The sequence below is a fragment of the Pedobacter sp. genome, from assembly GCF_035566355.1.
Taxonomy (GTDB): Bacteria; Bacteroidota; Bacteroidia; order Sphingobacteriales; family Sphingobacteriaceae; genus Pedobacter.
Genome location: NZ_DATMRL010000717.1, coordinates 1 through 5,849, shown reverse-complemented (window position 1 = coordinate 5,849; position 5,849 = coordinate 1). Strand labels below are relative to the sequence as shown.

Annotated in this window: 4 protein-coding genes; all 4 read right to left on the bottom strand. The window is 45.6% G+C overall.

The features are described 5' to 3' along the window. Positions 1 to 125: 125 nt before the first annotated feature. From VNZ46_RS28135 to VNZ46_RS28120, 4 genes are read right to left on the bottom strand one after another with little or no spacing between them, the layout of a single operon-like run. Entirely contained in the window at positions 126 to 2,429 is a 2,304-nt protein-coding gene (locus VNZ46_RS28135) for a Gldg family protein (protein WP_325564823.1), read from the bottom strand. A 30-nt stretch (positions 2,430 to 2,459) separates the two neighbouring features. Next, on the bottom strand, positions 2,460 to 3,383 hold the full coding sequence (locus VNZ46_RS28130; RefSeq protein WP_108554851.1) for an ABC transporter ATP-binding protein: 924 nt from the start codon (positions 3,381 to 3,383) through the stop codon (positions 2,460 to 2,462). Between the two features lie 56 nt (positions 3,384 to 3,439). After that, a complete protein-coding gene (locus VNZ46_RS28125; RefSeq protein ID WP_325564820.1) occupies positions 3,440 to 4,195 on the bottom strand; it encodes a hypothetical protein in 756 nt (251 codons plus the stop codon). 30 nt (positions 4,196 to 4,225) lie between these two features. Next, entirely contained in the window at positions 4,226 to 5,599 is a 1,374-nt protein-coding gene (locus tag VNZ46_RS28120) for a RagB/SusD family nutrient uptake outer membrane protein (protein ID WP_325564818.1), read from the bottom strand. Positions 5,600 to 5,849 lie beyond the last annotated feature (250 nt).

Here is a 5,849-nt window from a genome sequence, read left to right as displayed (position 1 = left end):
CTCCAGCAGGGCCGCACCACCCTGCGTGAAGGTCTTGTTGAAAATATGGTAGATAGAATCGCTCCCCGATTTGGAGAAAACGTTCAGATCATCGATCGTTTGTTTATCGGTTATAAAGCTCATAATTATTTACGTTTTCTGCGGATCAAAAGCACCATGCCCAGTAAAATAATCACTGCCGGAATGACCACATAATACAATACTTTTAAAGTTTTCATGCCGGCCTTGTTCAGCTTCAGGTGCATATCTTTTGAATTTGGACGGCTCATATCTACTGGGAATTCGGCGTTGGAAAACCAGCTAAAGATGCTGATCGCAACTGAACCATTCGCTGTTTCCAGATTGGCCCTGGTCAGTTCCTTGTTACTGAAAAAATCCGCATCCCCGGTAACCATGATCCGCTGTTCTTTATTCTTTATTTTGCGGCTCAGCATCAGCGCTGCAGGAAAAGATCCCTGCTCATCACCCGTCTTTTTATCAAAGACCAGTGCCGCCGAATCCAGTACAAATGAACCTCTTTTGATCCAGCTGGTCTTTTCATTGGTCATTAAAATTGGCTCAACTTTAAACGTTCTCTGATGCTGATCCTTTAAAGCCGCTACACCTGACATAGAAACTACCGTTTTTTCCTCATATGGCTTTTTGAGTGCTGGCGACATCACGACCGCTTTTGAAGTAAGATTTGGTGTGACCAGGCCATAAGAGTAATCCCTGCTCCGCTGTACCAGCGTTCCACTCAGCATTTCAACGCCCAGCGAGTCCAGTAAAGGATTTACAACAGATTGTTTTCCCGGTTCGCTGGCAATGAGTACATTTCCACCTTCCTGAATATATTTCCGCAGATTGAAAAGTGCCGCAGGATTTAATGCTGCTCTGGGATCACCAACAACCAGAACGGCGATATCTTTAGGGATTATACCCTGTTCCAAAGAAACACTGTCAATATCGAAACCCATATTGATCAGTGAACTCTTGGACAATTTAGTATTGAAGAGCATTTTATAGTCCCGGTCACCTATTTTATCTACGTTGCGCTGATAAGCATCCGTGGCAAAGACAATTTTAGGCGGGGTAACCACCAGTCGTTTTAAAGCGGCAGCAATCTCTGCTTCCCCTGGCCAGCCGTCGCCATCATCAAAGGTCCTTAAAAAGGCTGTTTTTCCTTTGTATTTCAGCTGCATCACCATCCGGTCATTTTCCCCGCGAAGGTCTATTTGCTTGCGGATCTGCTCCGGGCTTAAAAAACGGCTGGTATCCATATCCTGGGTCTTGGCCACTTCTTTGAATACGGTCTTTATACTTTTACCCGGATTAGCCGCATAGAACTGCGGGTTCGTAATGTCGTAATAATACACCCAGTGCAGGTTGATATCCCCCTTGAAACGCAGGTAAGGTTCCCATTTGGCAATACCGTAAAGCCGGGCAACCGGAGCACCAATAGAATAACTGTTATCCAGACCGTTGATATAAGCAGTCATTTCCACGGGTTCATCGCCCATCTTTTTCAAGATCTCCTGCACCGGTTTTACGATCGTATTGACTTTCGTATCGGTAGCATCGTAATACAAGATCATTGCCTGGCGCGAACTGAGATAGGCTACAGCAAGGCCAACCACTATAATGGCAACATATCTCCCAACCTTATACAGAAAGGACCTGGAGGTACGGGCCAGCTCCAGCCTTGTAATGGTAAAGGACAAAAAGATCCCCGATATGGCCACATAATAGATCACATCGCGACTGTTGAGTAATCCTTTCACCATTCTTTCTGCGCGACTGGGCATAGAAAGGCTATAGGTCAGATCCCGCACAAAGTCAATTCCTTGTCCAAAGCCTCCGATATAATTCATAAAGGCCAGCACCCCGAAAGTACCAAGCGCAGCTACGATCTGGTAGCTGGTGAGACTGGACATAAAGATCCCGATGGCCGCATATGCACTTAAAAGTAAAAAACAGGCCAGCATAGCGACCAGTACATGCGGATAATCAAAATGATCAACGAGGCAGGTACCGAGGATAAAGAAAAGGCCCGAGATCACCAGGATGATCACCAGGTTATAGACCAGCATAGCGGCAAATTTCCCGTAAATAAGTTCCCTGAGTTTTACCGGAGAAGAATACACCAGCTTAATGCTTCCACTGCTGATCTCCTGGCTGATCAGCCCCATGGTGAGCAGCGGCGTGTATAAGTATAAACTTCCAAGCATGGTATACAAAATACCAGTAGTCGTTCCTGAGGAGGTGGTGAATAGTCGGTCTGTTAAAAACCCATTGTCTCCAATCAGTTGCTGCAGCTGCAGCATCGTTGCTAAACCCGGTATAAACGCATGGGCCATTTGCACGAAGAAGACCAGGATCAGCAGCCAGGCTATGGGCGAATAAAATAGCAGGCTGAGTTCCAGTCTGGCTATTTGTATGATTTTTTTCATCAGTTATTTATTGATTTTAAGCCGTATGGTTTAGTTAGAGATCCTGGATAATTGGGCAAAGGTTTCATCTAAGGAATTCTTTTCCATATTCAGCTCACGCAACCGCCAGCCTTGTCTTGCACTTTCCAGCACCAGAGCCTCAGAGATGCTTTTGTCTCCGTTGAAATAGATCCGAAGTTGTTTTTCAGTCAGGTACTCTACCCTGGTAATGCCTTCTATGGCCTGAAAAGTTTCTGCAGGAGGTGCGTTCTCCATCACCACCAACATACTGTGTGGGGCGATGTAGTTGTCGAAGGCTTCCATGGTATCGGCAAAGACAATCCTGCCGCTTTCAATCATCACAATGTCCCTGCACAGGTACTGTACCTCGGTCAGGATATGCGTAGAAAGGATCACCGCACGGTCAGTAGCGATGTCTTTGATCAGTGCACGTACTTCCAGAATCTGGTTCGGGTCCAGCCCGTTGGTCGGTTCGTCAAACACCACCAGTTTTGGCTTATGGATAATGGCCTGGGCAATACCCACCCGCTGCTTATACCCACCTGATAAATTCTTGATCAACCGTTTATTGATATGGGTCAAACCGCAGCGTTCTTTCACCTCTTCAAGCGCATTTTTCAATTGGTCTTTTTCCACGGAACGCAAAATGGCGGTATGTTTCAGGTATTCATCCACCGTTAAATCCATATATAAAGGCGGGGTCTGCGGCAAAAAGCCGATCTGCTGTTTGGCACGTTCCGGCTCTTTACGCAGGTCGATCCCATTGATGATCACTTCACCTGCAGTTGGGGTGAGTACCCCACAAAGAATGTTCATAGTGGTCGATTTACCGGCTCCGTTAGAGCCAAGCAAGCCCATGATCCCGCTTCTTGGGATCTCAATATTAATGTCGCGGATAGCCCAGCTGGTACTATAACGATGCGATAGTCCAATAATACGAACGATTGGTTCCATATTTTAATGTGTGTTAGGTATGTATTCGAGAAGAAAGCTGTATGAGACTTTAAAAACTAAAAATCGTAGACTAGAAACGGGTCAGCAGCCAGGTTTCCCTTGGCATCGTTCGGCAGCCATACCATCGTATAGTTGCGGTAGCGCCATTTATTCACTTCTGCTGTTATAGTTCCTACATCAGTTAAAGTATAGCGGGTTAACAGGCTACCCGATGCCTGATCATAAAATTCAACAAGGACATCTGTAACCGCTGATGTCGCATTTACAGTGATGTAATCTGTAATTTGTTTATAGGCTAAGTTACTAACAGTCTTGTCAGTCCCTTTACCGGAGATATGAACCCTTACCGGTTTTTTATCCGGGGAGAGGTTGATCAAGCGTAAGCCCGCAACGCTGTCTGTCAGTGAATGATAGGGAGGCATTTGATTCACCGAAAGCATTTCTGGCTGTGCGAGCGTTCCAAAGAGAAACAAGGTGCTGGCCTCTTTGGCACCGAGATTAAGCGATAGCTGATAAACAGGCTTATCTTTTGCGTTGGTATCGGGGATCTTATAAATGAGGATAGGTTGCGCTTTGGAAGGAAGTGCAACGTGATTATTTGGCGAATAAACACGATACTTAATCCACATCGTGCTTTCTAATCCCGCGCTGGGGCGCTGCTCGTTAAAGTTAGCAGCCAGAAAATCACCCCCTGGTAAGGCATTGACAATGGTCAACGCTGTTAAAGTTTGAGGCTGCACGTCTTTTTTACAGGAAATAATTACTGAGAAAAAAAGCCCGGCCAAAATATATAGGAAAATCAGATTCTTCATAATGTTCAGTTTCTAGTGATAGGTCTGGTTCTAATAATTTGGATTTTGAGTTAGAAAATGATCTCTTTGCAGCTCCGTTTTCGGGATTGGATATAGCAACTGGTAGTTGCCCCGCCAAGGTTGTTTAGCGGGAATCGCCGAAAGTACCTGCTCTGCTTTTCCAGTCCGCTTTAGGTCAAACCACCGATGCCCCCATTCCCCGAAAAGCTCTGTTTGTCTTTCTTTCGCTATGGCAGCCAGGGTCTGGTCTCTGGTCAGGGTAGTTGGCAGTGGCGCTATGGCGGCGCGGCGGCGCAAAACATTAAGATCTTCAATCCCTGCTGAAAGCTGTCCACTGAGTGCAAAAGCCTCTCCCCTGATGAGGTACATCTCAGCAAACCTTAGTACCATGTAATATTCAGTCACTGCACCACCGATCACCAGATTATGACGTCCTGTTTTATATTTATAAATAAACCTTGCATGATAGTTCACCCCACCTTGTGAAAAATCAGCACTGTCTATCCAGGCAGCTTTACGGAGATCTCCCGGTTCAAACGCTTTCAGCAGGTAGGAGGAAAGGTCGCCGGAAACACCGGTATGAAGCGGAGAAGGCAGCATGTAAACCGCTTCCGGCACCGCATTACCTGTGAAATCTTTCTTTTCATTTTGCTGCAGTTGCCAGATGGTTTCTGAACTGTTTTTCAGGAAAACTTTGTTCAGATCAGCCGTTTCCAATTGATAAAGACCAGTTTGCCCGATTACATCTGTAGCTTCCTGAATGGCTTTGCTATTGTCGCCAGTATACAAATAAACTCTTGCAAGCAATGCTTTTGCTGCCCATTTATTGGCACGGATACGCTCTCCCCCGCCAGCCGAATAATCAGCCGGTAGTCCATTGACCGCATCAATCAGGTCGTTAACGATCTGCTGATACACAACTGCTGCTGCCGTTCTGGGCTTGTTGGCATTTTCTGCAAGGTTCGTAGACAGCAATAACGGTACATCACCAAAGCAGTTGACCAGGTAGAAATAGCTAAAAGCACGAATAAACTTAGCTTCTGCATTTAGCTGTGTTCTGGTCTGTGCGCGAAGTAAAACAGATTTTGAGGCCTCAATTCCCTCCATTACACTATTGGCACCATAAATGGCCTGATAAGCAGACGACCAGATACCGTTTGCAAATCCACTCTCCGCTGTAAGTGAATTCCTGGCAAGATCACCAATATCGGTATTCAAAAAGGCCAGGTTAATTTCATCAGCAGAAGCCCGTGCAGTGATACTGGTCAGTCCACTGGCAAAAGAGGAATTGGCATCCGTATTGATCATTTGCGTCAATATACCGGCCATAGCGCCTGTCGCCTGCGTATCATTATTAAAAACCCTGTCGGTAGTAAGGCTGTTTTTCGGGTCTGGTATCTCCACCAGTTTATTACATGAAAAAAATAAGAATGCTGATATCAGCAGTAATAATTTATTCGAACGATGATTAAACATAGTCGTGGTTTTTATAAGGTCAGTGAAAGGTGCGCAACGATAGTTTTACCCTGTGGCAGCGCTCCAAAGTTTTGTGTATCCGGATCAATTCCTTTGTATCTGGTAAATACCCATAAATTTTGGGCATCTATAGAAAGGCTAAGGCTCTTACCGTTAAGTAATTTTCGTGGCAGCGCAT